Annotated in this window: 21 protein-coding genes; 2 read left to right on the top strand and 19 right to left on the bottom strand. The window is 49.5% G+C overall.

Going from position 1 to position 26,350, the window contains the following annotated elements:
* Positions 1–232: 232 nt before the first annotated feature.
* The 11 genes from P157_RS0107665 to P157_RS0107615 form a co-directional block, all read right to left on the bottom strand.
* On the bottom strand, positions 233–3,922 hold the full coding sequence (locus P157_RS0107665; RefSeq protein ID WP_026760477.1) for a filamentous hemagglutinin N-terminal domain-containing protein: 3,690 nt from the start codon (positions 3,920–3,922) through the stop codon (positions 233–235).
* A gap of 161 nt (positions 3,923–4,083) precedes the next feature.
* Complete coding sequence (locus P157_RS14130) at positions 4,084–4,536, bottom strand: CAP domain-containing protein (protein WP_051598545.1); 453 nt, start codon at positions 4,534–4,536, stop codon at positions 4,084–4,086.
* Between the two features lie 264 nt (positions 4,537–4,800).
* A complete protein-coding gene (locus P157_RS0107655; protein WP_026760476.1) occupies positions 4,801–6,744 on the bottom strand; it encodes a BRCT domain-containing protein in 1,944 nt (647 codons plus the stop codon).
* Between the two features lie 12 nt (positions 6,745–6,756).
* Positions 6,757–9,063 (bottom strand): DNA helicase PcrA, encoded by a 2,307-nt coding sequence (pcrA, locus tag P157_RS0107650; RefSeq protein ID WP_026760475.1) that lies wholly within the window; start codon positions 9,061–9,063, stop codon positions 6,757–6,759.
* Positions 9,064–9,206: 143 nt separating this feature from the next.
* A complete protein-coding gene (locus tag P157_RS0107645; protein ID WP_026760474.1) occupies positions 9,207–10,853 on the bottom strand; it encodes a putative manganese-dependent inorganic diphosphatase in 1,647 nt (548 codons plus the stop codon).
* Positions 10,854–10,869: 16 nt separating this feature from the next.
* Positions 10,870–11,130 (bottom strand): carbon storage regulator, encoded by a 261-nt coding sequence (locus P157_RS14125; RefSeq protein ID WP_051598544.1) that lies wholly within the window; start codon positions 11,128–11,130, stop codon positions 10,870–10,872.
* Between the two features lie 118 nt (positions 11,131–11,248).
* Complete coding sequence (ndk, locus tag P157_RS0107635) at positions 11,249–11,686, bottom strand: nucleoside-diphosphate kinase (RefSeq protein WP_026760473.1); 438 nt, start codon at positions 11,684–11,686, stop codon at positions 11,249–11,251.
* A 20-nt stretch (positions 11,687–11,706) separates the two neighbouring features.
* A complete protein-coding gene (locus P157_RS0107630; protein ID WP_026760472.1) occupies positions 11,707–12,240 on the bottom strand; it encodes a gamma carbonic anhydrase family protein in 534 nt (177 codons plus the stop codon).
* 92 nt (positions 12,241–12,332) lie between these two features.
* Entirely contained in the window at positions 12,333–12,902 is a 570-nt protein-coding gene (locus P157_RS0107625; RefSeq protein WP_026760471.1) for an anthranilate synthase component II, read from the bottom strand.
* Entirely contained in the window at positions 12,899–14,359 is a 1,461-nt protein-coding gene (trpE, locus tag P157_RS0107620) for an anthranilate synthase component I (RefSeq protein WP_026760470.1), read from the bottom strand. Before trpE ends, P157_RS0107625 begins: the two co-directional genes overlap by 4 nt.
* 95 nt (positions 14,360–14,454) lie before the next feature.
* Positions 14,455–14,673 carry a cation transporter gene (locus P157_RS0107615; protein ID WP_026760469.1) on the bottom strand — a complete coding sequence of 73 codons (219 nt, stop codon included), beginning with the start codon at positions 14,671–14,673 and terminating at the stop codon, positions 14,455–14,457.
* Positions 14,674–14,875: 202 nt separating this feature from the next.
* Here P157_RS0107615 and bioB point away from each other — a divergent pair, with 202 nt between their 5' ends.
* Positions 14,876–15,841 carry a biotin synthase BioB gene (gene bioB, locus P157_RS0107610; protein WP_026760468.1) on the top strand — a complete coding sequence of 322 codons (966 nt, stop codon included), beginning with the start codon at positions 14,876–14,878 and terminating at the stop codon, positions 15,839–15,841.
* Here bioB and P157_RS0107605 read toward each other — a convergent pair whose 3' ends face one another.
* The 5 genes from P157_RS0107605 to P157_RS0107585 all read right to left on the bottom strand — a co-directional run bounded on the left by P157_RS0107605 (position 15,842) and on the right by P157_RS0107585 (position 21,867).
* Positions 15,842–17,728 (bottom strand): heavy metal translocating P-type ATPase, encoded by a 1,887-nt coding sequence (locus P157_RS0107605; RefSeq protein ID WP_026760467.1) that lies wholly within the window; start codon positions 17,726–17,728, stop codon positions 15,842–15,844.
* A gap of 176 nt (positions 17,729–17,904) precedes the next feature.
* Entirely contained in the window at positions 17,905–19,308 is a 1,404-nt protein-coding gene (locus tag P157_RS0107600) for an FAD-binding oxidoreductase (protein WP_037368217.1), read from the bottom strand.
* Positions 19,305–20,498, bottom strand: a complete 1,194-nt coding sequence (locus tag P157_RS0107595; RefSeq protein WP_026760465.1) for an electron transfer flavoprotein subunit alpha/FixB family protein — start codon at positions 20,496–20,498, stop codon at positions 19,305–19,307. Before P157_RS0107595 ends, P157_RS0107600 begins: the two co-directional genes overlap by 4 nt.
* A 30-nt stretch (positions 20,499–20,528) precedes the next feature.
* Complete coding sequence (locus P157_RS0107590; protein ID WP_026760464.1) at positions 20,529–21,320, bottom strand: electron transfer flavoprotein subunit beta/FixA family protein; 792 nt, start codon at positions 21,318–21,320, stop codon at positions 20,529–20,531.
* Positions 21,321–21,483: 163 nt separating this feature from the next.
* Complete coding sequence (locus P157_RS0107585) at positions 21,484–21,867, bottom strand: VOC family protein (protein ID WP_026760463.1); 384 nt, start codon at positions 21,865–21,867, stop codon at positions 21,484–21,486.
* Positions 21,868–22,140: 273 nt separating this feature from the next.
* On the opposite strand from P157_RS0107585, the gene P157_RS0107580 reads away from it, so the two are divergent.
* On the top strand, positions 22,141–23,520 hold the full coding sequence (locus P157_RS0107580; RefSeq protein ID WP_026760462.1) for a serine hydrolase domain-containing protein: 1,380 nt from the start codon (positions 22,141–22,143) through the stop codon (positions 23,518–23,520).
* 102 nt (positions 23,521–23,622) lie between these two features.
* Here P157_RS0107580 and P157_RS0107575 read toward each other — a convergent pair whose 3' ends face one another.
* The 3 genes from P157_RS0107575 to P157_RS14885 all read right to left on the bottom strand — a co-directional run bounded on the left by P157_RS0107575 (position 23,623) and on the right by P157_RS14885 (position 26,342).
* Positions 23,623–24,288 carry a hypothetical protein gene (locus P157_RS0107575; protein ID WP_026760461.1) on the bottom strand — a complete coding sequence of 222 codons (666 nt, stop codon included), beginning with the start codon at positions 24,286–24,288 and terminating at the stop codon, positions 23,623–23,625.
* Between the two features lie 103 nt (positions 24,289–24,391).
* Entirely contained in the window at positions 24,392–24,622 is a 231-nt protein-coding gene (locus tag P157_RS0107570) for a hypothetical protein (protein ID WP_196243107.1), read from the bottom strand.
* Positions 24,623–24,683: 61 nt separating this feature from the next.
* Positions 24,684–26,342 carry a phosphatase PAP2 family protein gene (locus tag P157_RS14885; RefSeq protein WP_051598543.1) on the bottom strand — a complete coding sequence of 553 codons (1,659 nt, stop codon included), beginning with the start codon at positions 26,340–26,342 and terminating at the stop codon, positions 24,684–24,686.
* Positions 26,343–26,350: the final 8 nt, after the last annotated feature.

The raw sequence follows: 26,350 nt of genomic DNA, 5'->3' as shown, positions 1-26,350 counted from the left end.
TGAGTATAGCATCTTTTTTGATAATTGACTATATGCTTTTGCAAAATAATGTAAAAAGCCACAGAAAAACTGTGGCTTTTTAAGATATCTTTGATATAACGTCATTTAGTTGTCTTTCGGGCCAACAGCCAACGCCTCCGCATCGAGAACGATGTCCTCATCAACCTCTGACACCTTAACTGGGCCGCTGCGTCCCTTTATATCGGCAATTATCTTTTTGCCATTACTCTCTTTAACGTCGAAAGGGTAACACCTCTTTCTTGCCATCAAAATGAGTATATACGCCGTCCAAATCATCAAGGGTTATGCCCATTTCCTTGAAAGCGGCAAAGAGTGCCTGCGACTCAACATCCACGTTTTTAGCCGCATCACCAGCCACTAAAATTGCCTTGGCCTTGTTGTCTACCGGATAGATATCAAAAGTAGAACCGTTGTAGGTCAACATGAACTTAGCAGCACCAGCCGGTGTTGTCAGTTCCTTTTCGTACTCGCGGTACTGATTCTTCGGCTGGTCTGGTTCAGGCAGAACCTTCGCCGTCGGCTCCATCTTGACCTTGTCCGGGTCAATGGAAACATCATAGGTGCCATAGAGTTTTACCTGACCACTTTCCTCACGGAAGAAAGGCAGTTCAGCACTCTGCAAACCCAAAACTCTGTCAGCACCAGGGCCAACGTTGCGTCCTGCCTCTGTATATGAGGCTGAACCATTGACAGTACTGGGATCATGTGGGTCGATTTGCGGTCTTACATCACCCGGATTGTCATTGGTTACCGTCAGCGTACCAGGATTGAACAAAACTGTATAGCCATGGTTCTCTGCCGTATTTGCTGTATTGGTAAAATCTATACTATAGGAGCCGGCAGGTGCGCTGGCTGGATAACCATCAGACTTCGTCCCCACATTATTAAGGCTATAGTGCTCTTTCAATTTTGTATCGTTGCCATCATAGAAATTATTAGTATACAAACCGCTCAGCTCATTTTCAAAGGTATAACCTGTATCACTAAGCGTTTCACCATATTTCTTGCTGGCATTATTCGCGGTAAAGGTAAGCGTTGGGTTATACTTAAAGATAAAGAGGTTGCCTGTAGCAGACGTATCATCAGTACCATTCCAGCTCCATTCGGCGAAATTGTTGCTGTTCAAATCGCCAAATTCATCGTTAGCAGGAGTGTCGGAATACACTTTCCAATAGCTGTTGCTATCTTCACCTAACTGCATAACGTCCTTGCCTGCCTTGTTAACGAATTTTTCCTGTGCAACGATTTCGATAGCACTGTCCGTATTTTTAGCTGCAGAAGTCAGTTTATCATTCAAAGTGACATTTTTGCCACTAACACGTATGAGATTGCTGGCAATAGCATTGGGTTCTGTATTTACCGCATTGATAGCCTGGACACTCACATTTCCTTTTGCCTCGACATTGACATTATTGTCCACATTAACCAAGCCGTTGAGTGCTACATCGCCGTCAGCCGCTATATTGACGTTTTTCAAATGCGTGAGATTACCGACTTCGCCGTTTATAGTCACATTATTGGCATTTACATTCAAAGCAGTTTTGCCAAGTTCTTCCTCCACAACATAATGGTGAACATTGTCAGGTGAATCGCAAGAATCGTTCCATTGGGAATAAAGAACCTCATTACCGCCCATATGGCTATCGTAGTTAACTGTCAGAGCCATCTCTGTGTGATTGGTTTTATCGTGACCTATATCATCGTCTGGCTGGGTAGGAGCAAAGTTGGTATAGTACACTTCATCACCTACGCCAGTTTTCAACGCAAAACCATGATCTTCAAACCACTCAGGATGCTCTTCTACTTTTGGATTTGGCATATCTCCGACCATATTCTCGCCAGTAGTCTGTACAAAGAATACCTTTCCTTTTTCATCGCCTTCTGTCCAGGCCCAAAAACGTACATTCATAAAATCGGCCGCATCATTAGCATTTACTATCTTATACCAACCTTTATAACCTTTATAACCTGGAATCTCAGTCTTAACAGTACCAAAGTCGGATACTTTAGCCTTATCGCTTATTGGAAGATAATCTTCGGCCAGTACCGGTTCGCTGCTAAGAACGATTTCACCATTTTCATTTTTAGTAAATGTAAGCACTCCCCCGTCTTTAGACAACAAGTTGCCATTGGCATCAGTTTGTACCTTTACAACATGTCCACCTATGTAGCCTTGGGAATTCTTGGTGAAATCAGTGTCTATGCTGGATGTTGCCACAGCATCCTCCAAGGCACTGGTGATGACAGCCAAATGTGTTTTAGTGCCAGATGACTCCCCGGCTTTCAGAGCATTATTTCTAGCCCCTATCCAGGAAACTTGTCCATCGTCACCATCAAAGTAAGCATTGGCTGAATTAACATTGCCCGCAATATTTACATTGCCACTGCCAGCATTAAGAAGTACAGCCCCACCTGTGGATACCAATACCTCTGCCCCATTCAAGTTGATATTGCCTCCATTGGTAATAACACTTCTCTGCGTGCCTATGTCCTCTTTAGCTGTTTTTTCTCTTTTTATACCAAAGTAAGTGCCATGAGGACCGTTGGTGGTGAATTCTCCCCCATTAGTAATGATATCAGCCCTAATAATATTGGCTCCGTCCTCACGATTGGAATTAGTTTTTTCCCGATTACTGGAGTTAAGGGTGATATTTAAGGCTCCGCCTGCAGACGAGATATCAGCATCCACGCTGACATTACGTCCGGCTGTAAGCGTCAAGGAAGTAGCAGCCTCGCCAATCTTTCGTATTTCGTCCTTAACCTCGATATCAGAATAATATTTTTTAAGGTCAGGACTTGCTACAATATTGACGTTAGTATCTGTTAAAGCATTGCTTAAAACCGTATTACTTACCCTGTTGGGACTTGTTCCGTCGTTTGTGCCATCCGGATTGGCTGTAACACTGACATTTTTGGCATTGATATTCCAAGTACCTGCCTCAGATTGTACTTTAGCACTATCACGCACCTGCATAGTTTCATAGCCAGTAGTTGTTATGGTGCCGCCTTTTTTCGTTGACATCGTTCCACTAAGCACCATATTAGCGGCGGCCAATGCGATATTACCGCCATCTCCGGTAAGTTCTACCACCTGCTTACCGTTTTCATCTTTGCTGACTTTGATTTCTTTGGCAACCTGAATCGTTCCCGTGTTATTGATAAGGCTGTCAGCAATATTCTTATCTATATCTTTGGTATTAAAAAGGATTAAGTTTTTTTCAGTATCAATCTTGGCATCATTTGGCAAATCTATCTGCATGCTTATTTTATCAGTATAGCTTAGCTCAATTTTTTGCCCGAAACCCATGGCAACATCTGATGCAGAAATCGTACCTGCGTTATTGATAGTATGAGCCAGGATTGCCACATAGCCATCTTTGGCGGCGATATTGGCCGTTTCTGCTATATTTATACCACCTTTGTTATTATCTACTTTTTCGAATATATACTTGCCTTGCATGAAACTCTCGTAATCCGCGTTCATGGTAGAGGCTACCAAACTGCCAACATCCACACTGGCACCAGCGCCAAAGGTAATACCATGAGGATTAACTATGAATATAGTTCCATCACCTGTTAGGCGGCCATAAATTTCAGAGGCCTTACTATCATTCACCCGGTTTAGCACCGCCCAATTACTTCCTGGCCCGGAGAAATTAACCCCAGCATCAGAACCAATATCAAAACTATTCCACTTGATGATAGTTCTATCTCCTGACAACGCTATGTTCATATTGTTGCCATTAACAGTCTTGGTGATTTCACCTCGTTCCACTTCCTTGAGATTTGGCAAGGCTGTTGATTCAGGAGCCGCCATCACGCTCGGCATCCACACCGTGGCGATAATGGCGGCTGTCAGCGCTCCAATACGCTGTTTTCTGCATTTAGCTGTCCATGTCATTTCGTTTCCCTCATTTCTCCTTCACCTTACTTTGCAAGATTATTTATAATTATGAGACTATTCTAATTACAGTATAGCAGAAATCTTTCCTTTTTAAAAGATTTAAATAAAAAAACCACGACCTAAGCCGTGGTTTTTTTTATCCCAGTTTGGCTTTTCTGTCACTCCCCTGCAAAGAGCAGTGCCCAGTAATAATGCCCATCTTCCTTATTGTACTTGCATTCAACACCCATACGCACATAGTGGCGGCCAAGGATATTGGCACGATGAGTCGGAGAACCCATCCATGCACGTACAATTCTCTGAGCGTCTTTAACCCCGCTAACTGCCAGGTTTTCACCAAACCAGCCGCAAGTGCCATTTTCCAGAACCGATTTAACATCTCTGCCATCAGGACGCTGATGTGCGAAACTCACCTGAGCCTCTTTTGCTCTTACATCTGCACAATGACCGATCATGTTATCGAGAACCAGCGGCTGTAAGCCTGCCTTAGCTCGTTCAACATTCACGTAGTACTGCACTTCAGTCCGAATATCGGAAGCAAACACAGGAGATGCTACAATCAGAGCTGCGAACATGACCAGTGCAAACATAATGCGCTGCATAGTTCTCATAGTAACCTCTCCTTTGCTTTGTTACAAATCCATCGCTTTGAGCACAATGTCTCCACACTTTATGCCCCCCCCACATAAGCAGGGTACGTAGGATTCTTCACAAAACCAGTAAGATAGTTACGTCATTGCTGACTGCAACGTGTTTAACTGTTACGGCTATCACATAACCGTACAATCCGCAGTTCTGTTAACCTATTCAGTTAGGAATATGACCTTTACACATTCATTATAACATGCAAATGTTAACATAGCAATATCTGAAAATTATTTCTTTTGTGACATCATGCTTACCAATTCTTCAGGACTGATGAGTTTTGTCCCTACCTCCCGGGCTTTGATGGCTTTGGAGCTGGTACTGTTGACATCCTGAATCACCAGGTAATCGGTCTTGCCGGTGACGGATTTTCCTTCCTTGCCACCGGCCTTTTCGATAAGCTCCACATAATAGCTGCGGGGCTGGGCCATCTTGCCGGTCAGGACGAAAATCTTGCCCGCATAATCGCCCGCAGGAGCTTCCTGCTTTTCATAGGGGGCGATGGTCACATGACGCTGCAATTCACTTACTGCTACGGCAAAGCGGTTGGAAGAAACCATCTCCGCCGTCTTGGGGCCAATGCCATTAATCTGCTGGAGCATTTCCTGCGGCTCCGGCACGGCGTCCATTTCCTGAAAGAGTTTTTCCAGACTGCCGAATTCATCGGCCAGAATCTTGCCCACATCCGTACCGATGCCCGGCAGACACAGGGCTTTGATAAAGCGCGGCAGTTCCACATTCTGACTCGCAGCCTGAATGTTGGCATAAAGCTTCTCGGCGGATTTTGCCGCAAAGCCTTCCAAAGTCGCCAGCATATCCGGCGTAAAGGAAAAAATTATCGTATAGGTTGGTTTTACGGCAGCGTACTGTTTCTTCCAATAAGCCACCATCTTGCGGGCCGTTTCAATGGACAGACCTTCGATATTCAGCACTTCCTTGCCGCCGACAAAGGCAATATCCTGGGCAATGCGCTCATCACAGGCAGGGTTGTTGCAGAACTGCTGGCCGTTAACTTCTTCCAGAGGTTCCCCACAGGAAGGACAAACCGCCAAAGTGATTTCTCCTGTGCCCGGTTCCAGCACGCGGGTAATCTGGGGGATGATTTCATTGGCCTTGTGGATTTCCACAGTGGCGCCAATTTTGAGTCCCAGTTCTTCAATCATGGCCGCATTGTGTAAGGAGGCCTTGGTTACCGTAGTGCCGTCAATTTCTACGGGGTCTACAATAGCCACAGGCGTTGCCTTGCGGCGCCCCATCTGCCAGATAACATCCCGCACCACGGTGACGAACTTCTCCGATAACGCTTTATAGGCAAAACCATTGCGCGGATGATGCGCAGTATAGCCGAACTTTTCCAAACTATTTTCCTGCCCACTCTTGATGACAATGCCATCAATGGGCACATCATTATCCTGCTTGAGCTTTTCATAGAAAGCTTCGATATCCGCCAGCGCCGTATCGACTGCCGAAAGTTCTACCATCTCCGTAGCGGTGAATGCGGTCTGACTCATGATGATTTCCCGCGCCGCCAGCGGCGTAATATCTTCACCGGGAATCTCATAGCAGACATAGCTCAGATAATCCACAAAGGGACTGCGCTCCTTGCGGCGCAAAATTCCGGCCGCCGCATTGCGCATATTTTTCATGGGCTCGATACCATCCGCCAGCAGTGCTTCGTTCATCTTCGCGAAGTTTTCCGGCGTAATGTAGACTTCACCACGAATGGCAAAGCCGCTGTTGTTGACGCCTTTGCCTTCGTATTTGCTGATGAAATTGGGCAAAACTTCCCCAATCCGCCCGCCCAAACCGCGGGTTACAAACCGGCAGGAACCGTCTGCATTGGGATAAGCCACCACCGTAAGACCGTCAAACTTGGGCTGCATGACAACAGGCCAAAGTTCCTCGATTTTTTTTGACAAGTCAGCTTCATCATCCACACCCTTCGTCCACTTGCTTAGAGAAGTAACAGGTGTCGGGTGGGTGAACTTGTCAAAATCACCAGTTGCAGCACCAGGCACATAATTCAAATCCTCGGCACCGTATTTATCAATATAATCCCGCCGCAGAGCATCATATTCCTCATCTGCCAGCGTGGGGTCGTCTAATTCGTAGTATTCGCGGTCGGCCTTTTTGATGGCCGCTAAGTGCTCTTCACGAGTTAGTTTTTGTGACACGATATCACCTTCTTATACCTTACTAATCGGCGCATACTTCTGCATCAAGCCCTTGACGCCCTGTCCCGGGAACGCAATCTTGAGCTCGACTTCTTCCCCTTCGCCCTTAACGGACACAACGGTACCAACGCCCCATTTGCCATGCTGGGCTTTATCACCGACTTTCCACTCAACAGTGGTATCGGGACGGATTACGCCGGTCTTGGGCTGGACATTAACGCCGCGTTTCTGCATGGCATTCATGACTTCGAGCGCCGACTTCGCCTTATCGGAGAAGTTTGCCCCGCTGCCCATCTGATTCGCCGACGGGCGGAACGTCATGGTGCCGCTGCGCTGCTGGGCACCGTAATGGTTGGCATTAGCAAAGCCATAGGCATTAACGCGGGGCACGAGCCGTTCCGTGTATTCCTCAGGGATTTCCCCTAAGAAACGGGAAGGCGTGGACATGCTGGTCTTGCCATAGATTGTGCGCTGCTGGGCACAGGTCAGATAGAGCTTGCGCTGGGCGCGGGTAATACCCACGTAGCAGGTGCGGCGCTCCTCTTCGATTTCATTTTCATCCATCAGCGTGCGGGAGTGCGGGAAGAGGCCTTCCTCCATGCCCACCATAAACACCGTGGGGAACTCCAAGCCTTTGGCCGAATGCAGGGTCATCAACGTAATGCGGTCGTCTTCAAGCTCTGCATTGTCGATATCGGACACAAGGGACAATGTAGACAGGAAGTTTTCCAGCGTGGGATTTTCTTCCGTCTTCTGGAAGTCTCTGGCCACACCCACGAATTCCTTGAGGTTTTCGATGCGGCTTTCGTTCTCCGGCTTCTTTTCCTCCTGCAATTCGCGCAGGTAACCGGACTCTTCGAGCACCTTTTCAATCAGGTCATCAATGCGCATATTGGACTGATAGCCCATAAACTGGAAGATAAAGGTGGAGAAAAGTTCCAAAGGCTTCTTGACTCTGGCCGTAATGCCCGGAATCTGGCTCAAGGTTTCCTCGCTGGAAATCACATCAAAGAGCGTCAGGCCGTTGTTTTCGGCAAAGTCTGCCAGCTTGGCAATAGTGGTAGCACCGAGTCCACGCTTCGGCACATTGATGATGCGCAGCAGGCTCACGGTGTCCAGCGGATTGTAGATAACCCGCAGATAGGCCAGAATATCCTTGATTTCCTTGCGGTCGTAGAACTTGAGGCCGCCGACCATGGTATAGGGAATACCGCGGCGCATAAAGGTTTCTTCGACTACGCGGGACTGGGCATTGGTGCGGTAAAGCACGGCCATATCGCCATAGGAAGCATTGAAGATGGTCTTCTGCTTCATCACGGTTGTAGCGATAAATTCCGCTTCGTCACGCTCATCTCTTGCTTCGTAGATGGTGAGCTTTTCGCCCGTGGCATTTTCCGTCCAAAGTTCCTTCTTCTTGCGGTTGATGTTGTTTTCAATCACCGCATTGGCTGCCGCCAGAATGTTCTTGGTCGAACGGTAGTTCTGCTCCAACTTGATGGTGCGGGCTTCGGGATAGTCTTCCTCAAAGTCCATGATGTTGCGGATATCCGCACCGCGCCAGCCGTAGATGGACTGGTCCGCGTCACCCACGACGCAGAGATTATGATGTTTGGCCGCGAGAATTTTGGTCAGCTGGTACTGCGCGCCGTTGGTATCCTGATACTCATCCACCAGAATGTACTTGAAGCGGTTCTGGTACTTGACGCGGATTTCCTCATGCTCTTCGAGCAGCAGCACCGATACCATCAGCAAATCGTCAAAGTCCATGGCATTATTCGTGCGCAATTTCTTGGCATAAAGGGCATAGACTTCTGCCACCTTCTGCTGGAAGAAATTATCCGCATCTCTTGCTACTGCCTTGGGGCCCATCAGCTGGTTTTTGGCATTGGAAATGGCATTCTGGATGGAGCTAGGCGCATACTGCTTGGGGGCAAGATTCAACTCTTTGAGGCATTCCTTGATGACCACCTGGCTGTCGCTGCTGTCGTAGATGACAAAGTTGCGCTTGTACATCCCCGTAGCTTCCACTTCCCGCCGCAGGAATTTGGCACAGAAAGAATGGAAGGTCGAGAGCCATACGTCCTTGGCGCCCTCGCCTATCATACGGTCAACACGTTCCCGCATTTCCGTAGCCGCCTTGTTGGTAAAGGTGATGGCCAGAATGCTCCAGGGGGCAACGCCTTTGGCCAAGAGATTGGCCACCTTGCACGTCAGCACCTTGGTCTTACCGGAACCGGCGCCAGCCATAATAAGCAAAGGTCCGTCCGTATGCTCCACTGCCTCTTTCTGGGCGGGATTCAAACCTGCAAATATATCCAAAATAACCTCCAAAATACTCTCATTCACTCACATCTGACATTTGACAATTGACTTTTGACAATTGACATTTGACATTTAAGACAGAAAGCCCGCCCCAACAAAAGTTAGGGGCGGTGCTTTTATGATTTAAAATCACACAACAATTATTTGCTGATGCATTTAACCGCTTCGGAAAGAGGCGGGATAATCTGCTTCTTGCGACTCATGACGCCGGGCAGATATACATGGGTGCCGCTGGCATCCTTCTTGAAGGCTTCGCCAATAAGCGTCTTGGGCGAGCCCGTGAAGAGCAGATACGTTGCTTCTTCGAGGATATCCGTAACCATGACAAGGCTCATGTCAAAGCCGTCATGGTCGCAGATTTTCTGCATAGCATCGATAAGCTGCGGTTCGAGTTCCATAACTTCCTTGGTGTCCATTACGGAAATCTGGCTGACGATAATGCGGTAATCGCCAATCTGGAATTCCTTGAGGTCATTCTTGGCAATTTCCGACGGCGTCATATCGCCAATGCCAGAACCGGCCTTGAGCATTTCCATGCCGTATTCATTGATGTCAACGCCAGCAATTTCAGCCAGACGCTGTGCCGTCTTCTTATCGTATTCCGTGCAAGTCGGGGACTTAAAGAGCACCGTATCGGAAATGATGGCAGAAAGCAGGAGGCCAGCAATGGATGCCGGGATATCGATATCCTTCTGCCAGTGCATGTTAGCCACGATGGTTGCCGTGCAGCCAACCGGTTCCGCATGGGTGAAAATCGGTTCGCTGGTCTGAATACCGCCCAGACGGTGATGGTCAACGATTTCCACAATCTTGGCTTCTTCGATACCTTCTACAGCCTGACCGCGTTCGTTATGGTCAACGAGGATGACCTGTTCGCGTTCCGGAACCATCAGGTTATCACGGCTGACAACGCCAACGAGTTTGCCGTTTTCTACAACCGGATAGTTACGGTAGTTGGTTTCGTCCATGGTACCCTTGATATCGGAAAGCATATCGAGCGGCTTGAAGCATACCGGATTTTCGTGCATGATGCGGCGGATGGGCACGCACTGATTAATCAGGCGAGCAACCGTATAAGTGTCATACGGCGTGGACAGTACGAACATGCCCTTGGCTTCCGCAGCTTCGATAACATCAGCCGATACGCGGCCGCTGCCCGTAACCACGAGGCAGGAAATACCCTGATTAACGATATCGATAAGGGTTTCGTCGTGGCGGTCGCCTACGAGCACCACGTCATTTTCGTTGATGATGTTTTTAATCATGCTGATGGAACCTGCGGCAATGCGCACGTTGCCCTTGATGAAGTCGCCTTCTTCGCCGGATACGAGCACCTTGCTGTCGGTAGCGGCGATTACATCACGATAGCGAACGCGCATATCGGCCAGGTTCTGCATGCCCAGTTCCTGGAAATAGCGCTTTGCCAAATCGGAAACCGTCACAATGCCGACCATTACACCCTTGCTGTCCGTAACGGGTACAGAGCGCAAATCATGCTCACGCATAACCTCACCCAGACGGCGCAGGGTATCATGCTGGCGTACCACAATCTTGCTGTCCAGCATAACATCCTTTACCCGGGGATACAAATCAGTCAGCAGTACCGGTTTTTCTACCTTGAAATGCTCCAACGCATATTTGGTTTCTGCATTGACCTTGCCAGCCCGGGCCGGAACGACATTTTCACCCATGGCCTGCTTCAAATGCGCGTAGCCAATTGCCGAACAAATAGAATCCGTATCCGGATTACGATGACCAATCGTATAAATAGGTTTTGCGCTCTTCATAAAGAAAAATTCCTCCTCATATTAAAGCGGCTTTGACCGCCTGCTTGTTATAATTCTGTCCGCCCACCTTCATGGCCTCGCCATGCTGGGGTTCCCCTGCTGCACGCCTCTTAGCGCGCTCGTCAAATTTCTGCGGGTCTTCTTCCCGCTTTATGGAAATTTCCGGCGGTGCGGTGATGCCGAGTTTGATTTTACCTCCGCTGACTTTGACGATATTGACTACGATATGATCGCCAATCATGATTTCTTCATTTGCTTTCCGCGTGAGTACCAGCAAAATCCCACTCCCCCTTTATTCCGTCACTGTCCATAATACCACAACTGGCGGGGGAATTTCAAACGGAAATGCGCATTTAAGCAAATAAAATGGCCCCCGTATGGGGGCCAGTGTAAAATTATTCCATTACATGGTACTCGCCATCGAGAATTTCCGTTTCATTGAAGAAAATGTGAATTTCCCGCGCGGCGCTTTCCGGGCTGTCCGAAGCATGTACGGCATTACGGCGGCCATTGGTGGCATAGAGCTTACGGATGGTGCCGTCAGCTGCTTCTGCCGGATTGGTCTTGCCGTGAAGCTCACGGATGCGGGCAATGGCATTTTCCCCTTCAAGCACTAACGCAATCAGCGGCGCAGACGTCATAAAGCCCACCAAATCCCCGTAATACGGACGGCCGATATGCTCGGCATAATGGATGGAAGCCAGACGCTCATCCATCTTCAAGAGCTTCATGGCCACAATGCGGAAGCCCTCCTGCTCGTAACGCTTGATGATATCGCCGCTGTAATGCAGGGCAAAGGCGTCCGGCTTAATCAGTACCAAAGTTTTTTCCATAATTTGCTATGTCTCCTTGCTTATTTATCTTTTATTTTGTCTAATTCTTCCTGATAGATGGCTGCGACCTTCTGATAGTTTTCCCCAGAGGCCTTCAATGCCTCTATTTCATCTTCACGCAAAGCACGGATAATCTCTGCCGGATTGCCATAAACTAAGGAATTGGACGGAATCTTTTTATGCTGCGTCAGTTTGGTACCAGCACCAATAACCACATTATCGCCAATTTCTGTATGTCCTAAGATAATAGAGCCCATACCAATAAGACAATTGCTGCCGATTTTCCTGGCGTGCACTACGGCATTGTGGCCTATAATGACATTATCTCCTATCTCCGTCGGTTCGTCCAACATCACATGCAGGGTGCTGTTATCCTGAATATCACAGTTCTTGCCAATGGTCAGCTTCTGAAAATCACCGCGTACTACAGCGTTAAACCATATTCTGCTGCCTTCGCCGATTTCCACATCGCCAACAACCGTAGCGGAAGGAGCCATGAATACATCTTTGCCAATGACAGGCGTTTTCCCCTTGTAGGAAAGAATAGTGCTCATAAGTATCGCCTCCTGGTTTACTTTGGAAAACTATTGTTTCCTCTCTATTATAACGATTTTGGCGAAATTTAGCAATATTAGCGATAATTTACTCAGGAAAGAGCGATAAAATTCTGCAGCATGGTTCTGCCCTCCGGCGTCATAATCGACTCGGGATGGAACTGTACACCGTAGATGGGATAATCCCGATGCTGTACCGCCATAACCTCACCATCAGCGGTCTGCGCTGTAACCTCCAGACATTCCGGCAGGGTGTCTGCCTCTGCCGCTAAGGAGTGATAGCGGGCCACGAGCATATGGGGCGGGCAGTTCTGAAAAAGCGGACAGTAGTCGCGGAACTGAATGGCCGACTGTTTGCCGTGCATGAGTTCCTTGGCATAGGTAACCACGCCGCCAAACGCGGCGCAGATGGCCTGATGGCCCAGACATACCCCCAGGGTCGGAATCTTTTTGCCCAAAACGGCCGCAATCTCCATGATATTGCCTGCATCCTCGGGCCGGCCCGGCCCCGGAGACAGGATAATGCGGTCGGGCTGCAGAGCCTCAATCTCTGCCACCGTCATTTCATCATTGCGGATGACGCGGATATCCGGCTCAATGCTGCCGATAAGCTGATACAAATTGTAGGAAAAGCTGTCGTAATTATCCACCAGCAAAATCATAAGTCATCATCCTCCGCATATTCCAGAGAGCGCACCACGGCCTTGGCCTTGTTGATACATTCCTGATATTCCTTCTCGGGATTGGAGTCCGCCACGATACCGGCACCACTGCGCACGAATACCTGACCGTTCTTCTTGTAGGCAATGCGGATGGCAATGCAGGTATCCATATTGCCGGTAAAGTCGATATAGCCGATGGCCCCGCCATAAATGCCCCGCTTGTTGCCCTCCAGTTCTCCAATCAACTGACAGGCGCGGATTTTCGGTGCCCCAGAAAGGGTACCTGCAGGCAGTACCGCGGCAATGGCATCCAACGCATCTTTATCGGCACGGATTTTCCCCCGCACCGTGGAGCCAATATGCATCACATGGGAAAAGCGCTCAATGGAATGCAGCTTTTCCACCTCCACGGAACCAAACTCGCTGATTTTGCCCAAATCATTGCGGCCCAAATCCACCAGCATATTGTGTTCGGCCAGTTCCTTTTCGTCCGCCAACAGTTCCTGCTCCAAGGCCCTGTCCTCCGCCGCTGTCCTGCCGCGGGGACGGGTGCCGGCCAATGGAAAGGTATGGAGAATACCATCCTCCAATTTCACCAACGTCTCTGGCGAAGCGCCGGCCACTTCCACATCCAGCCCCGAGAAGTAGAACATATAGGGGGACGGATTGATGGTGCGCAGAACGCGATAGGTATTTAGGAGACTGCCCTGAAAGGGTGCTGACAAACGATTGGACAGCACAATCTGGAAGATGTCCCCCTCGTGGATATGGTGCTTGGCCTTCTCGACCATGGCGCAAAATTCGTCCTTTGCAAACAGGGGAGCGACTTCTCCCAGCAATTTGCCGTCCTCATCCACCTTCTTTTCGCCAGTGCGCAAAAGTTTCACCATGCGGCTAAGCTCTGCAGTGGCTTTTTGATAACCAGCCTCACCATCGGCCAGCTTCATATTCACCATCAGCACGATTTTTTGCCGCACATGGTCAAAGGCAATGACCTTATCAAAGAGCATGAGGTCAACGTCCCGGAAGTTTTCCGTATCTTCCACTTCCACTTTAGCCTTAGGCTCGCTGTAGCCGATAAAGTCATAGGCAAAATAACCCACGAGTCCGCCGGTAAAGGGTGGCAGCCCTGCAAAGCGTGGACTGCGATAACCTGACAAAACCTTACGGATTTCCACAGCCGGGTCAGCCCCCGCAACAGTTCGCCCGCCTGCCTTAAACTCCCCATTAAGACAGGTGATTTCCATGCGGGGCTCAAAGCCCAAAAACGTATAACGCCCCCACTTGTCACTGGCCTGGGCCGACTCCAGCAGATAGCAGTGCTCGCTGGTGTTCTTCAATATCCGTAGGGCCTCCATGGGCGTGATGAAATCCGCCAGTATCTCGCAGCTTACCGGTGCAATGTCAAATTGACCGGTCAAATTCTCGATGTCCGTATATTCAGGAAAAAACTTCACACAAAAAGCCTCCTTTGCTAACACTCTTATACAAGAAGTTACCATTTCAGAGGCTTTATGTCAAGAAATATACACTCTATTGTAAAGTTTTGTCCTTAGAAGAAAATCTCGCAGTCGTCTTCTACTTTTTTGCAGTTAGCCAGCACATTTTCCATTACCTCGCTGACTTCTGCGCCATCTTCAAACTCCACCTTCATCTTGAGGGCCATGAAGTTTACCGTGGCATCTGCTACACCCGGGGTATTCTTAGCGGCTTCTTCCATCAGGTTCGCACAGTTGGCACAGTCCACTTCGATTTTATAGGTTTTCTTCATAAATCAATCCCTCTTTCTCTATATATGAGTATGTGTTCATTTGTTAGTTTTATTATACCCTGCATTTCATAAACTGGCAAGAGTTTTGTCATTTTTTCGCGCTTAAGTCAACTTTAATTCTATTTATTGTTGACAAAACTTTTTCTTATGGTTATCTTTATTTTAGTAAGCAGTTAACATAAAACGAAGGAGTTTTGATAATATGACCAGCAAAATTCACGCCCTAGCCGACAAAATCATGGCAGGATTCCGCCTGCAGCGGGGAGATGACTTTTCCCTGTTCTTTGACACGCCCTTAGAGGAACTTTCCGCCGAAGCCGGACGGCTGCAAAAGCATTTCTGCGGCCAGCATGTTGACCTCTGCACCATCATCAACGGGCGCAGCGGGCGGTGCAGCGAAAACTGCAAATACTGCGCGCAAGCCGCCTGCCATCATACAGGCATTGACGAATATCCCTTCCTGCCGCAGGAAGAAATTATCGCCAACGCCCGGGCCAATCAGGAAGCCGGTGTCAACCGCTTTGCCATCGTCACCTCCGGACGGGCGCTGGGCGGCGCAGAATTCGACCAGGCCATTGCCACCTACGAAAAGATGCGGGACACCCTGACCATTGACCTCTGCGCTTCCCATGGCATCATCAGCCGGGAGCAGTTCCGCCGTCTGCGGGCCGCAGGTGTCACGAGCTACCATCATAATATCGAAACCTCCCGCCGCTATTTCCCGCAAATCTGCACGAGTCATACCTACGAGGACAGAATCAAGACCATCAAAATCGCGCAGGAAGAAGGACTCTGCGTCTGCTCCGGCGGCATTATCGGCATGGGCGAAACCTGGGAGGACCGTCTGGATATGGCCATAAGTTTGGCGGAGCTTCATATCACCTCCATCCCCATCAACGCCCTGATGCCCATAAAAGGAACGGGGCTGGAAAACCAGCCCCGCCTTACGCCAGAGGAAATTATGCGCACCATTGCCATCTTCCGCTTCATCAATCCCGAAGCCAATATCCGTCTGGCCGCCGGACGAAAACTGCTGCCGGAAAACGGCGCCGCAGCCTTCACGCAGGGTGCTTCTGCTTCCATCACCGGCAATATGCTGACGACTTCCGGCACCACCATCAAAGAAGATTTGGCCATGCTGGATAAGCTCGGCCTCAGCAATGCTTAATCAGCGGGACACGAACATAGCCCGCACGGCGTTGAGCACCGCCAGCACCATTACGCCCACATCGGCGAAGATGGCCGCCCACATATTGGCAAAGCCTAGTGCGCCGCCAATCATCACGAGCACCTTGATACCAATGGAAAAATAGATATTCTGTTTTACAATCCGCAGGGTCTTACGGGCAATACGCTGGGCAATGGAAATCTTCAGCGGGTCATCATCCATGAGCACGATATCAGCTGCTTCAATGGCAGCATCAGAGCCCATAGCACCCATGGCAATGCCCACATCAGCCCGCGAGAGCACAGGCGCATCATTGATGCCATCTCCCACAAAGGCCAGTTTGCCGGTCTTTTGCGCAGCCAACAGTTCTTCTACCTTGGCTACCTTATCCTGCGGCAACAGCTGGCTGTAAACCGTATCCAACTGCAAATCAGCGGCCACTTTGTCCGCGACCTTCATGGCATCCCCGGTGAGCATCACCGTCTGTCGGATGCCATTTTTCTTTAAGGCCGTGATGGCTTCCTTGGCATGTTCCTTCAGCACGTCAGCAATGATAATATGACCGGCGTACTCACCGTCCAGCGCCACATGAATGGTCGTCCCCGGCAACCCATGGCTGCATTCATGCCACGAGGCACCGATAGTTTCCATAAGTTTTTCATTGCCCACATGAACCTGACGGCCATTGACCATAGCGCGGATACCCTGACCGGGAATCTCCTCCACCTGCTCCACACTGCAGCCATCGGCTTCGTGCCCGAAAGCCGCCCGCAGGGATTCTGCAATGGGATGGGTGGAATAACGCTCCACATGAGCCGCCAAATGCAGCAGCTGTTCTGCGTCCAGTTTATCCGTATGGATAGCGCTGACCTCAAAGACACCTTTGGTCAGCGTACCAGTCTTATCAAAGACCACCGTATCCACTTCGGCCAAAGTCTCAAGGTAATTCGAGCCCTTCACGAGGACGCCCTGACGGCTGGCACCGCCAATGCCCGCAAAGAAAGATAGCGGAATGCTGACCACCAACGCGCAGGGACAGCTGATAACGAGGAAAACCAACGCGCGGTACACCCAGGTGCCCCATTCAGGAGTCAGTCCCATAAAGAGCAGGCGCACCAGCGGCGGTAACAGAGCCAAAGCGATGGCCGCATAGACCACAATCGGCGTATAGACACGGGCGAATTTGGCGATAAAGTTTTCCGACTTGGACTTGCGGGAGCTGGCATCTTCCACCATCTCCAAAATCTTCGAGGCCGTTGACTCGTCAAATTCCTTGGTCGTTTTGATTTTCAAAAGGCCGTTGATGTTGATACAGCCCGAGAGCACTTCGTCCCCTGCCTTGATGTCCCGCGGCAGGGATTCCCCGGTAAGTGCCACCGTGTTCAGACTGGACACACCTTCCACCACTACGCCGTCGAGGGGAATTTTCTCACCGGGCTTCACCACGATAATTGCACCGATTTCCACTTCGTCCGGGTCAACTCTTTCGAGCTGACCGTCTTCCCCTTCCAGATTGGCGTAGTCGGGGCGAATATCCATCAGCGCGCTGATGTCCCGGCGGCTGCGGCCAACTGCATAGGACTGGAACCACTCGCCCACCTGATAAAAGAGCATAACGGCGATGGCCTCGGTATAATCTCCGTCCTCATAGATAGCCAAAGCCATGGCACCTAATGTAGCAATGGCCATCAGCAGACATTCGTCAAAGGCCTTGCGGTTTTTGATGCCCTTGCCCGCCTTCAGCAGAATGTCATAGCCTACAATCAGATACGGAAGCAGATAGGCCACAAAGCGCGGCCCTCCCGTCAGCGGCGCATAAGCTAGCACCACCAACAACACCGCTGCTACAATAATGCGCAGGAGATTTTTCTTCTGTTTCTTGTTCATAAAGCGCCTCCCCGCTGACAAGTCAAATTTGACTTGTCAATCTGACCTGTCAATTTAATAACATATGAATAACTGTTCATTTGTTCTATAGAAATTATAGCACGCAGGCCGGGCAGCGTCAATAAAAAAGAGCTTGACCAGTCAAAAAATTGACCGGTCAAGCCCAATATAGGGGTTTATGCTTGGCAAACCTTATGGGGATTCAAAATATTATTGGGGTCAAAGGCCTTCTTAATGCCCCGCATCAGCACAAGACTGGTTTCCGGCAGGGATTCCTGCAGATAGGGACGTTTTACCAGGCCAATACCGTGTTCACCGGAAACCTGCCCCTGCAGTTCATGGGCTTTGGCATACATGCGCTCCATGGCAATGCTCAAAAGTTTTTCCCATTTCTTATCCGGCAGGTCATCCTTCAGAATGTAAACATGCAGATTACCGTCTCCGGCATGGCCGAAGGATTTGATGCGAATACCGATTTCCTTGCGCAGCTCATGGACAAATTCCACGAATTCATTGACCCGACTGCGAGGCACCACCACATCCACTTCATCCATCATGCTGGTGGAGGATTTAATCGCTTCGAGGAATGCACCTCGCGTCTTCCAAACCGGCAGGCTGCGTTCCTCTGTATCGGCAATCAGAATGTCAATGGCGCCTTGGTCCAGACAAATCTGCGCCGTTTCATCATAGTAGGAAGCGATTTCTTCCATGGTATTGCCGTCAAATTTCAGCAGCAGATAGGCGTCTGCCTGATTGTCCGGGAACTTGCGGCCCAGATATTCTTCCGCGTCCAAGATAACCTCGCGCTCCATAAACTCAATGGCCGTGGGCACGGATTTTGCCTGAATGATCAGCGGCACAGTACCAATAGCCTGTTCCAATGTGGGAAACGGAACCAGCAGGGTAACATTCTTCTTGGGCAGGGGCAGAAGCTTCAGCACGGCCTTGGTCACAAAAGCCAACGTGCCTTCCGAGCCGATAATCATATCCTTCAAATCGTAGCCAGAACTATTCTTCACTACTTTGCCGCCGAGCTGCATGATGGTGCCGTCTGCCAGCACCACTTCGAGCGCGCGTACATAATCGCGGGTTACGCCGTATTTTACGGCTGTCATGCCGCCCGCATTCGTGCTGATATTACCGCCGATGGTCGCCGACTTTTCGCCCGGGTCAGGCGGATAGTAAAAGCCCTGTTCTTCCACATAGCTTTTGAGTTCCATCAGAAGAACACCCGGCTCCACCGTCAGGGTCAGATTTTTATCATCCAGTTCCAGAATGTGATTCATCAGCGTGGTATCAATCATGATGCCCTGCTCGACTGCCACAGAGGCACCTACAAGGCCCGTGCCAGCTCCGCGCGGGGTTACTGCAATATGATGCGTATTGGCATAAGCCATGAGTTTGGAAACTTCCTCCGTGGAGGTCACGCGGGCTACCAACGTCGGATAGGTACGCACGCTGGCCAGTTCGTCATGGCTGTATTCCTCATTGATTTCTTTGCCGAACAACAGCCGTTCCCTGTCCATAAAGGTGACAATTTCTGCTAAGTCTTTTTCTGTAATCTGATTGTATTCCATCATGCGATTTTCCTCCCCTGCTGAATCCGGGCAAGCAACTGCGGTATAATCTCGTACAAATCCCCTACAACGGCATAATTGGCTACCTTGAAGATGGCGGCCTTGGGGTCCGAATTAATGGCAAAAATCTCATCGCTGTGTTCCATGCCGGCTACGAACTGAATGGCACCGGAAACACCGCAGGTAATGATGAGCTTCGGTCTTACCGTACGGCCGGACAAACCAATCTGCCGCCGCGGGTCCATCCAGCCCGCTTCAATAAGCGGACGCGTGCAGGCATAGTCGCCGCCCAAGGCTTCCGCCAGCTGATAGACCAGCTCCAAATCCTCTTTTTTCTTGATACCGCGGCCAGCGACCACCAGCACATCTGCATGTTCAATGCTCTTTTCCCTGGGCTTTTTCGTGATGCCGAGCACTGTAATGCGGGAGGCCAGTTCGTTTTCTGGTACCGCGAGCTGTTCAATGGTGCCCTTGGCCTCTTTGCTGCGCTGGGGAGCATCCATAATCTTATAACGCACCGTAGCCATCTGCGGACGGGTATTGGGCGTCAGAATCTCCGCCATGATGTTGCCGCCAAAGGCCGGGCGAATCTGCACTAAGTCCGTATTCTCATGGATATCCAACACCGTGCAGTCAGCGGTAAGTCCTGTATGGAAGCGGGCAGCTACACGCGGTGCCAGCTGACGGCCTACAGGCGTTGCCCCCACGAGAATTGCTGCCGGTTTCACCTGCTTGATGAAATGTTCAAACACCTTGGTATAGGCTTCAATATTAAACCCGCCCAGACTCTTCTTATCGCAGACAAAAATCTTATCTGCGCCATAGTGACGCAGTTCTTTGGCTGCGCCGCTAATATCATGCCCCATAAACAGAGCATAAACCTGCTGATGAATCTTGTCGGCAAGTTCGCGGGCCTTGCCCAATAACTCAAAGGAAACAGGATGAATATGGCCTTCCACGTGGTCGATATAAACGGCAATCCCCTGCCATTTACTCTTGTCAATCTGTGCTTTTGGCTCATCTTCCACAAATTCCATGGCACCATTGCCTTTTTTCACGCAGAGTTTGCAAAGGCGGCAGGCGGCTGATATTTCAACTGTGCCATTCTTTTCTGTCATGGCACCGAAGGGACAAATCGCCATTAGGGCCTTGATATCCGTTATCTTATCCTGATGAACAACTAATTTACCCATTATGAAACCTCCTCGCGCTTAGGAAACGAATCATGCAATAAACTTCTTGCTCTTGAGCATACTGTAGATGCGGCCAGCCTGTTCCTCACCAGACCCCTCCCAGGTTTCCCGGGATTTGTGGGACTCTGGCGGAAAAATACGCTGTACCTGCGTAGGCGAGCCATTCAAGCCATAATGGTGCTCGTCGGTATCTTCCATATCGCTCAATGTATAGGTTTCAATTTCCCGCGTGGCAGTTTCCTTGGATTTTTTATAGGATGGCAAACGCGGTTCGCAAATATCTTTTTGTACGGTAAGCAGGCAGGGGAAGGACACTTTCAGCCGTTCCACATCCTCAGACATTTCCATATTCACCACAATGGCATTGTCTTCGACACCTTCTACCTGTTTCACATTGCAGACACAGGGAATGCCCAGCTGCTCGGAAACCTCCGGCCCCACCTGAGCCGTGTCTCCATCCGTGGTCTGCAAACCGCAGATAATCAAGTCAAAGTTCCCAAAGCGCTTGATTCCCTGGGACAAGGTATAGCTGGTGGAAAGCACATCGGCACCGCCAAACTTTCTGTCCGTAATCAGAGCACCCTTATCGGCCCCCATAGCAAAAGCTTCATAGAGAATCTTTTTCGCCGGCGGCGGCCCCATGGTCAGCACATTTAAGGTGCCGCCATACTGCTCCTTGAGCCGCAGGCCCGTTTCCAAAGCATAAAGGTCATACGGATTCATCTTGGCGTCCGCCCCATTACGCTTGAGCACCCCCGTAACCGGGTCTACTTCAACTTTGTTAGAACCTGGAACTTGCTTGATACAAACCAAAATATTCATCGCTATTCACCCTCCTTGATTCTACTAATTCGTCATATGATTCAAATCTCCTTCAAGAAATTGCATAAAATTTTCTTTATATTGTGAAATAAATAACGAATAGGATGATAAACGAAAAAAACCTGCAAGAGTGCGTCACTCTCACAGGTCTGTTAAAATTTATTTAGTATTTTTCTTCTACCACTGGCGGCAGGATTTCCACCCAGTAGCCATCCGGGTCTACGATGAAGTAGATGCCCATGGCCGTATTCTCATAACAGATGCAGCCCATCTGCTCATGCTTGGCATGCGCCGCTTCATAATCATCCGTCCTCAGCGCCAGATGGAATTCATTGTCGCCGAGATTGTAAGGCTCCTTGCGGTCTGCCAGCCAGGTCAGTTCCAACTGATGTTCGCTGCCCAGTTCGTCCCCCAGAAAGACAATCTTAAAGCCTTCACCATTAATACGGCGTACCTCTTTGAGCCCCAGAGCTTCTTCATAAAACTTCATGCTGCGCTCCAAATCCAGCACATTGAAATTGTTATGCGCAAACTTAAATGTCGCCATTGTTCTGCCTCCTAAAATAGAATTACAAACAATATATATTATAGCTTATTGCAGATTATTTTTCCAGTACAGACAGCTTGTTGCAAGTTCGTTATAATTGATTATCAAAAAATTCGCTAATCCGTTAATATTTTCCTGCTATTCCCTGCGAAATAAGCACGGTCATTTGCAAGGAATAGCAGGAAAAGGCGCTGTTCAGAACGAATAACACCTTTGTGGTATTGTCAAGGCCCAAGGCCATTTGCATGAAAATCGTAAAAGGAGTTGAATTGGATGAAGAAAAGAATCACCGCGATTATACTGGCGATGTTCTGCCTGCTCATGAGTAGCTGTCTGGCTATGAGTAAGGAAAGCAAGGCCGATTTGGACAACGAGCTTGCCCAAATGGTTGGGGATACCGGCACGAAAGTGCCAGGGCTAGGGGTAATCGCCTTTAAGGATGGCAAAGAAATTTACAGCAGCTTTCAAGGTTCAGCTATTATCGACAGCCAGAATCCACAAAAAAATCACCCCTTTACCCGCGAAAGCCGTTTTCGCGTAGCTTCCGTTTCCAAAATGTTTACCGTGTTCACGATTATGCAGTTGGTCGAACAGGGAAAACTCAACCTGGATGACGATGTGAGCAAATATTTGGGATTCACGCTCAGAAATCCCCATTATCCGAATACGCCCATTACCGTGAGAATGCTGGCCTCTCACCAATCCTCCCTGCGTGATGGCAAGATTTATAGCATTCCGCCACAGATGGGGCTGCAAGAATTCTTCCGCAAAGATGGCAAGTTCTACGAAGATGGCGCGCACTTTGCACCTGCTGGCCAGGAACCGGGCAAATACTTTGCCTACAGTAATCTCAATTACGGCCTTTTAGGAACCATTATCGAAAAAGTTACAGGCGAACGCTTTGACCAGTATCAAAAGAACCATATCTTAAAACAGCTGGATATAAAAGCGGACTATCTGCCCAGCAATTTCAGCCAGAAGGAATTTAAGAAACTCGGCGCAGTTTACCAGAAAAAAGATAGCGCCGGCGTCTGGAATGAAAAAGGACCATGGCGCGCTACACAGGATGGATATCCACAGGGGCAGCCGCCCAAAGATACTGTTGCCCTGCAGAATCCTTATGCCGAAAACTTCCAGGATACCTACAGCCTGAAAGATTATGTTCCCGGCACCAATGCTACGGTATTTTCCCCGGCAGGCGGCCTGCGGATTTCCTGTGAGGAGCTTTCCCATGCGCTTTCCATGCTGCTCAACGATGGCACCTACAAGGGCAAACAGATTCTCTCCCCGGCTTCGGTTAAGACCATGCTGGGCCGCGAATGGATTTATAACGACAAAACCAAGAACGGCAACACCTATGGCGGCACGATTCTCTCCTACGGTTTGGGCATTTACCAGATAGACGGCAAAAGTACAGCCCGCTTCTGCAAAGACACGGAGATTGACCTGGTGGGACACACCGGTGAGGCTTTCGGTCTGCTCTCCATGCTGGCCATCCGTCCGAACACCAAAGATGGCTTTGTCTACATCATGAACGGCGAAGCCATTGAAGAGGACGAAGATGCACGCAGCGCTGGTAAATTCAGCAACAACTACATCTGGGAAGAAACTATGGGCGATGCGATTTGCCGCAATGTGTTTGTTCGCAAATAAAACTTAATATCTGCTTTTGTGAACCCCAACCAAAAGGTTCACAAGGACATAGAAAAGCCGCTGAACCGGGCATACAGCCCGTTAATTCAGCGGCTTGTTTGCTTATTTGGCTTGTGCAGCCATTTCCTTCATCAGCCAATCATGAATAGCCTTGTTATCTTCCTTCCCGTCGGCGGTCTTCTCATCGAGATAAGCTGCCTTAAAATAGCCGGGCAGTTCTTCGCTAATAAGCTGTATTACCCAGGCACCTCTATTCTCGCCAATGCCGTAAATGGCATTCTTGTTGACCGCATAGTTCTGACGCACATCCTGCAGCAATGAGCGCAGAATATTCATACCCTCAGTATTGGAAAGACGACCGACACGCGCCTCAAAGTCTTTCGTTGATTGAACCGTCAGAACGATAGCATACTGCTGCTTCCTTTCCAGTTCATCCACCCAGGCGCTGACACCATCCGGCTGTTTCAGTAAAGCCTTGCCGTCGGTTTCCCCATTCACATCATTGATGACAATAATCAGCGGATAGCTTTTGCCGGAATCGTACCAACGCGGCAGGCAAATCTGATAGTCAAGTTTTGACTGAATGAGTTCTGAGCTGACAAAACGCTGCGAAGCCAGCTTTTTATCTTCGCTTGAATCCTCGCCGGGTACCGCTTTTTGCACAGCTGTCTGCGGCGCCTGACTAACCGCTGCCTGCGCCATACCACCAAAGCTAAAGCTAAAGCCCAAAGCTGCAATAGTTGCCGCCATCATAATCTTCTTTTGCATGCCAATATCCTCCTTGCCTTTTAACGACTTGTTATATAAATCACCTGTTGGTATATTTCGCTATTTATGACTTTAATCCTGCTTTTTTATTGATGGTCAGCTCCTAAATGGCTGTCACCTGCTGGCCATCCTTCAAGAGCAAATCTAAAAGATGTTCTTCGCCGATTTTGGCTGTATGGTTACAAAATAACGCCACCTGCTTACCTGCGAGCAGTGGCAAATATTCCTCTGACCGAGCATCCCCGGGAATAACGGCAGCACCGATTGCCAAGGTACTCTGACCTAACAAGAAACATACGATGATAAACAACATACACAAACAATGTTTTCTCATTATGTACATCCTTTCGCCACAGTACGCATAAAGCGACAGAAGTTCCTTTCCTCTAAAAAACTTAATCCACTTTAAGCAAGAACTGTTTGCCCTGCCATAACGTCCGCACCTTCACCCCGTCAGGTACGCCTTCCAGTCTTACCTGGACAAAATCTCCCCTATGCGAATCGTTACATTGAATCAACGGCTGTGTCTGTGGTTTCCAGTCAGCTGCGAGTTTTACCAGCAATGTACCGGTGAATTTTGCCGCTCCATTTATGCAAACGATATCTGCCGGCTTACGGACAGTTAATACCAACTCGCTTTTCTTCTCCATATGCAGACCAGCTAGTTCTAACGGACCTTCCGTGTTCTCATATAATTTGCCTGCCGAAACCTCGGCCTTGCCAGTTCCCAGCGCTGTACGGTTTTCTGCCCAGATGGAGCCACCTTCAATCCGGGTGCCCCCCGTATAGCTATTAGCTCCGGACAGTACCAGCACACCATCACCGGCTTTGACCAACTGTCCCTCGCCATGGATATCATTGCGCCAGCAATCGCGCGCAGAAAAACCCTGATTTTCAGCCCTCATCGTAACCCGAACATCGGACGGCAGTGCTCCAAAGCCATCGGCTGCCCGCCAAAGGTTAAGCCGCCCCCAGCCTTCTTCATCATCGAGCAACGGGTAACCGGAAGACAGGCCGGTAGTTGCCAGCACTAACCGCCGCGCCTCCGCTGAAAGATACGGGAAACGTGTCTCAAGCAGAACCTCGGCGCCTTTCGGCACCCGCATGGGCTGATTTACAGCTCCCACTGGTGCGAATCCGTAGGTCAGACGCTCCTCATAAGCGCGTTCGTCCGCATCAGTCACGACCGTTTTATTTTTGTTCTCCAGTGACCGCAGAAACACATCTCCTTCAGTCCGCGCCTCCAGTAACAGTTGGCGGTTTTCCGGATCACAGAACATGGCTGCCGCAGTTGCCGTCCCTACCATTCGACCGCCCATAACATCCAGACAGTTATGCATCCCCGCCCGGTTGCGGCTGAAGCCAATATCCGATGCCACCTTCAGAAAAGCCTGATAGCGTTCAGGAAATACGTAGGCATAGCCCAAAGCCGCCATATAGCCCCGGAAGGTATGACCACTCGAAAAGCCAAAATCCGTTTCCGGTTTGTGCGCTCTTGCTTTTTCTGCCAATTGCGGATTCAGTAGGATGCAATCATCCAGGCGGAAAGGCCGCAGATAACGGAAAGCCTTCTTCGTCCGAGCCAATCCTTCCGTGTCAAACTTCGCCATCAACTCGCCCAGCTGCGCAATATGTGCCACCTTTTCACCGGCAGCCTGGTAAGCCGCTTCATCACTTCCAAGCCCCTTCACTCTAACCGAATCCGTTGGATTATGGGCATAATACACATCCTCTTGCTCCTGTTCCGCTGTGCGATGGCTGCTGAACCAGCGTATGCGCGCCAAATCATATTGCAGAACTTTTGGAGCCAGTTCTTTTCCCCGCTGCCCATTTTCTCCTGGCTGCCAATAATCAAGGAAATGCAATAAAATCCTTCCCACGGGATTACCGGCAGCTGGTGTTCCTTTCGGGACCGACTGCCGATACATATCCACATAGGCACCTGCCACAGGTTCCGGTGCCTGGGTCAGACTGGCTGCATAGCCATGACTGCTGACTACAAACAGGCCTGCTGCCACCGCGCTTGCAAAAATCCTATTTTTTCCTATTCTCATTCTCTTAA

Origin of the sequence: Selenomonas ruminantium AC2024 (genome assembly GCF_000687995.1) — a bacterium.
Classification (GTDB): Bacteria; Bacillota; Negativicutes; order Selenomonadales; family Selenomonadaceae; genus Selenomonas_A; species Selenomonas_A ruminantium_B.
Note: the sequence above shows the minus strand (reverse complement) of the source record. Positions and strands in the feature narration are given on the sequence as shown.

Coding starts and splice junctions, on each gene's coding strand:
- P157_RS0107575 (WP_026760461.1), bottom strand. CDS start 24,288: ATGCAAAAGAAGATTATGATGGCGGCAACTATTGCAGCTTTGGGCTTT.
- P157_RS0107585 (WP_026760463.1), bottom strand. CDS start 21,867: ATGGCGACATTTAAGTTTGCGCATAACAATTTCAATGTGCTGGATTTG.
- P157_RS0107605 (WP_026760467.1), bottom strand. CDS start 17,728: ATGAACAAGAAACAGAAGAAAAATCTCCTGCGCATTATTGTAGCAGCG.
- P157_RS0107615 (WP_026760469.1), bottom strand. CDS start 14,673: ATGAAGAAAACCTATAAAATCGAAGTGGACTGTGCCAACTGTGCGAAC.
- P157_RS0107665 (WP_026760477.1), bottom strand. CDS start 3,922: ATGACATGGACAGCTAAATGCAGAAAACAGCGTATTGGAGCGCTGACA.
- P157_RS14130 (WP_051598545.1), bottom strand. CDS start 4,536: ATGAGAACTATGCAGCGCATTATGTTTGCACTGGTCATGTTCGCAGCT.
- P157_RS0107630 (WP_026760472.1), bottom strand. CDS start 12,240: ATGAGCACTATTCTTTCCTACAAGGGGAAAACGCCTGTCATTGGCAAA.
- ndk (WP_026760473.1), bottom strand. CDS start 11,686: ATGGAAAAAACTTTGGTACTGATTAAGCCGGACGCCTTTGCCCTGCAT.
- P157_RS0107590 (WP_026760464.1), bottom strand. CDS start 21,320: ATGAATATTTTGGTTTGTATCAAGCAAGTTCCAGGTTCTAACAAAGTT.
- P157_RS0107570 (WP_196243107.1), bottom strand. CDS start 24,622: ATGAGAAAACATTGTTTGTGTATGTTGTTTATCATCGTATGTTTCTTG.
- bioB (WP_026760468.1), top strand. CDS start 14,876: ATGACCAGCAAAATTCACGCCCTAGCCGACAAAATCATGGCAGGATTC.
- P157_RS0107580 (WP_026760462.1), top strand. CDS start 22,141: ATGAAGAAAAGAATCACCGCGATTATACTGGCGATGTTCTGCCTGCTC.
- P157_RS0107645 (WP_026760474.1), bottom strand. CDS start 10,853: ATGAAGAGCGCAAAACCTATTTATACGATTGGTCATCGTAATCCGGAT.
- P157_RS0107595 (WP_026760465.1), bottom strand. CDS start 20,498: ATGGGTAAATTAGTTGTTCATCAGGATAAGATAACGGATATCAAGGCC.
- P157_RS0107625 (WP_026760471.1), bottom strand. CDS start 12,902: ATGATTTTGCTGGTGGATAATTACGACAGCTTTTCCTACAATTTGTAT.
- P157_RS14885 (WP_051598543.1), bottom strand. CDS start 26,342: ATGAGAATAGGAAAAAATAGGATTTTTGCAAGCGCGGTGGCAGCAGGC.
- P157_RS0107600 (WP_037368217.1), bottom strand. CDS start 19,308: ATGATGGAATACAATCAGATTACAGAAAAAGACTTAGCAGAAATTGTC.